The sequence below is a fragment of the Pseudomonas sp. K5002 genome, from assembly GCF_013386655.1.
GTDB lineage: Bacteria > Pseudomonadota > Gammaproteobacteria > Pseudomonadales > Pseudomonadaceae > Aquipseudomonas.
On sequence record NZ_JACARK010000720.1, the window covers coordinates 1 to 846 of the forward strand.

General features: G+C 65.1%; 1 protein-coding gene. It reads left to right on the top strand.

All coding sequences use genetic code 11. The features are described from left to right. Positions 1 to 834: primosomal protein N' (gene priA, locus HX846_RS27055; protein ID WP_178966457.1), on the top strand; the 834-nt coding region annotated here is incomplete at its 5' end. Positions 835 to 846 lie beyond the last annotated feature (12 nt).

Here is an 846-nt window from a genome sequence, read left to right on the forward strand (position 1 = left end):
GGCGAGTTGCGCTGCCATCACTGCGGCCATGTGGAGCGGGTGCCGCGGCACTGCCCGCAGTGCGGCAAAGTCGACTTGCGACCGGTGGGCGCGGGCACCGAGCGCGCCGAAGAACGACTGGGCATCCTGTTCCCGGATTACCCGGTGCTGCGGGTCGACCGCGACAGCACCTCGCGCAAGGACGCGATGAATCAGTTGTTCACCACGATCCAGAAGGGCCAGCCGTGCATTCTGGTGGGCACGCAGATGCTTGCCAAAGGGCATCACTTCCCACGGGTGACCCTGGTGTCGATCCTGGATGCCGACGGCGGGCTGTTCTCCGGGGATTTTCGCGCCAGCGAGCGCATGGCGCAGTTGATCGTGCAGGTCGCAGGCCGGGCCGGGCGGGCCGAAGAGCCGGGCAAGGTGATCATCCAGACGCACCTGGCCGACCACCCGCTGCTGATTCAACTGACAGAACAAGGCTACTTTGCCTTCGCCGAACAGGCCTTGAGCGAGCGACGCTCGGCAGGTCTGCCACCGTTTGCGCATCTGGCGCTGCTGCGGGCCGAAGCGCACAAGCCGGGGCAGGCCGAAGGTTTCCTGGATGAAGCGTGCAGCGAGGCTGAACGTTTGCTGGGGGAACTGGGTCTGACCGGCATCGAGCTATTGGGCCCGGTGCCAGCACCGATGGAACGCCGCGCCGGGCGTTACCGCGCCCAGCTACTCTTGCAAGCCAGTGCCCGCGCGCCGCTGCATCGTTTATTAAGCAGCTGGTTACTTGCGCTGGAGCAAATGCCCAGTGGTCGCCAGGTGAGATGGTCGCTGGACGTAGACCCGGTAGATTTGTATTAACCCCCTGTGGCG